At 65.8% G+C, this 1,338-nt stretch carries 2 protein-coding genes and 1 pseudogene; all 3 read left to right on the top strand.

Annotation, left to right across the window (positions count from 1 at the left end; genetic code table 11):
* Positions 1-136: pseudogene (locus tag DAT37_RS12455) on the top strand (ABC transporter permease); the annotation flags it as partial.
* The gene (locus DAT37_RS12450) at positions 133-969 is read left to right on the top strand and encodes a carbohydrate ABC transporter permease (protein WP_109524927.1); all 837 of its coding nucleotides are present in this window, start codon (positions 133-135) and stop codon (positions 967-969) included. The pseudogene DAT37_RS12455 and the gene DAT37_RS12450, both read left to right, overlap by 4 nt.
* A gap of 9 nt (positions 970-978) precedes the next feature.
* Positions 979-1,338: ABC transporter ATP-binding protein (locus DAT37_RS12445; RefSeq protein WP_157978458.1), on the top strand; the 360-nt coding region annotated here is incomplete at its 3' end.

The raw sequence follows: 1,338 nt of genomic DNA, 5'->3' as shown, positions 1-1,338 counted from the left end.
CTACCACAACCTCATCGGCGGGCTGAACCTCGGCATCGGCAACACCATGTCCGTCCTCATCCTGATCAGCGTGGCGATCATCGCGGTCGTCTTCATCGTGGGCTTCGGCACCGCCGCGCCGGGAAGCGGGCGATGATGGAGCGTCCCGACCGCAGGCGCGTGACCAACTGGGTCGTCATCGACACGGTGGTGGTCCTCTACGCGATGATCCCGGTGCTGTGGATAGCGTCGCTGTCGTTCAAGGACCCGAGCACGTTCACCGACGGCTCGTTCATCCCGCGCAAGTGGACCCTCGACAACTACGCCGGCATCTTCGAGAACGACGACTTCGTGCGCGGGCTGGTCAACTCGATCGGCATCGGCCTGATCTCCACGTTCGTGGCCATCGTGTTCGGCACCATGGCGGCCTACGCCATCGCCCGCCTCACCTTCCCGGGCAAGCGGCTGCTGATCGGCGTCTCCCTGCTGATCGCGATGTTCCCGCAGATCTCGCTGGTGAGCCCGCTGTTCCAGATCGAGCGGGCCCTCGGCCTGTTCAACACCTGGCCGGGCCTGATCCTGCCGTACATCACGTTCGCGCTGCCGCTGACCATCTACACGCTGTCGGCGTTCTTCCGCGAGATCCCCTGGGAGCTGGAGAAGGCGGCCAAGATGGACGGCGCCACGCCCTTCCAGGCGTTCTGGCAGGTGATCGTGCCGCTGGCGGCGCCGGGCATGGTGACGACCGCGATCCTGGCGTTCATCTTCTGCTGGAACGACTTCCTCTTCGCCATCTCCCTCACCTCGTCGAACGCGGCGCGGACGGCCCCGGCGACGATCTCGTTCTTCACCGGCAGCACGCAGTTCGAGGACCCGACGGGGTCCATCTCCGCGGCGGCCGTCGTCATCACGATCCCGATCGTGATCTTCGTGCTGTTCTTCCAGCGCCGGATCGTGGCCGGCCTGACGTCAGGAGCCGTGAAGGGGTGAGGCCACACCATGGCTGAGATCGTGCTCGACCAGGTCACCAAGAGATACGCCGACGGCACGGTGGCCGTCGACAACTTCGACGTGCGCATCGCCGAGGGGGAGTTCATCATCCTGGTGGGCCCCTCGGGCTGCGGGAAGTCCACGACGCTGAACATGATCGCCGGCTTGGAGGACATCACCGAGGGCGAGCTGCGCGTGGACGGCCGGCGGATGAACGACATGGCGCCGCGCGACCGCGACATGGCGATGGTCTTCCAGTCGTACGCGCTCTACCCGCACATGACGGTCCGCGAGAACATCGCCTTCCCGCTCAAGCTGGCCAAACTCGACAAGGCAGTGGTCGACGAGAAGGTGGAACGGGCGGCCGCG

Origin of the sequence: Nocardia aurea, assembly GCF_003123685.1 — a bacterium.
Classification (GTDB): domain Bacteria; phylum Actinomycetota; class Actinomycetes; order Mycobacteriales; family Mycobacteriaceae; genus Nocardia; species Nocardia aurea.
Note: the sequence above shows the minus strand (reverse complement) of the source record. Positions and strands in the feature narration are given on the sequence as shown.